This is a genomic window from Verrucosispora sp. SN26_14.1 (assembly GCF_004307965.1).
Lineage (GTDB): Bacteria > Actinomycetota > Actinomycetes > Mycobacteriales > Micromonosporaceae > Micromonospora.
On record NZ_SISL01000829.1, the window covers coordinates 1 to 1,061 of the forward strand.

Annotated in this window: 2 protein-coding genes and 1 pseudogene; all 3 read left to right on the forward strand. The window is 74.5% G+C overall.

Annotated features, from left to right (window positions below):
* Positions 1-350, forward strand: a pseudogene (locus EYA84_RS32250) (DNA polymerase III subunit delta'); the annotation flags it as partial.
* A gap of 159 nt (positions 351-509) precedes the next feature.
* Positions 510-839 carry a YbaB/EbfC family nucleoid-associated protein gene (locus EYA84_RS32255; RefSeq protein WP_131057902.1) on the forward strand — a complete coding sequence of 110 codons (330 nt, stop codon included), beginning with the start codon at positions 510-512 and terminating at the stop codon, positions 837-839.
* A 1-nt stretch (position 840) separates the two neighbouring features.
* Positions 841-1,061 (forward strand): hypothetical protein (locus EYA84_RS32260; RefSeq protein WP_131057903.1); only part of this gene is annotated, 221 nt, incomplete at its 3' end.

Consider the following 1,061-nt stretch of genomic DNA (forward strand, 5'->3'; position numbering starts at 1 on the left):
GCACCGGCCGGGGCGCGGCGGGGGCCGCCCGGGGCTCCGCCGGCCAACTGAAGGAGCTGGAGCGCCGTCAGAAGTCCCGGGCGACCCGGGCTCAGCGGGACGCGCTGGACCGGGCCCTGGTCGACCTGGCCGCCTTCTATCGGGACGCACTCGCCGTGGCATGGTCGGCGCCGGTGGCGCCGGTGCACACCGACACCGTCGAACTGGCCGACGCCGGTGCCCGCAAGTGGCAGGCGGAGGGGGCGTTGCGGCGGCTGGAGGCGGTGCTCACCTGCCGGTCCGCGATCGAGGCCAACGTCAAGCCCCGGATCGCGGTCGAGTCGATGATGCTCGCCCTCTGGAAGGGCTGACCCCGGCCCGCGTCCCACCGGATGCCGAGTCCTGACGGAGCGGTCGGCTCCGGGATCCGCGCAGGCATCGACACGCCCGATTCTGGTGCGGTACGGTCCGGTGTGCCGTGGTGACGGCGGCGGTACGCACAGTGAGGGCGACTGGGGAGGAGTCCGCTGATGCCTCGGGGCGAGATCGACGAGGCGTGGATCGAGGAGGCGGTCCGACGCTACCGTCGGATCGAGTCCCTCCAGGCCGAGTTCGACCAGGCCGTGGCGACGGTCGAGGTCACCGTCCGGTCGCCGGACGGCCTCGTCGAGGTGGTGGTGACCGCCGGTGGCCGGATCACCGACGTGCGTTTCCTCGGCCCGCTGCACGCCCGCCAGCCGCGTGACGTCGCGGGTTCGGTGCGGGCCGCGGTGGTCGCCGCGGCGGACGCCGCCCAGTGGGCCCGGGAGAAGCTGCACAACGAGACGTTCACCGCCTACCGGCCACTGACGGGGGCGTGACATGGACACCCTTCGTGCCCTGGCCGCACGGATCGACGAGGCGAGCGCCACGTTGACCGCGCTGTCCCGCTCGGTCACCGCCGCCGACCCCGCGCAGGTCTCGTTCGGCGCGGACGCGCCGGGGAGACCCGGCGAGATCGGGCGGGCGTTGCACCGGCAGTGGATCACCGCCACCGGTGACCGGGCCCGTGAGGCGCACGCCGCCGCCGCGCAGTTGACCGC

Bases quoted from the DNA above. Each gene is read 5' to 3' on its own strand.
- EYA84_RS32255 (WP_131057902.1), top strand. From the start codon at position 510: ATGCCTCGGGGCGAGATCGACGAGGCGTGGATCGAGGAGGCGGTCCGA.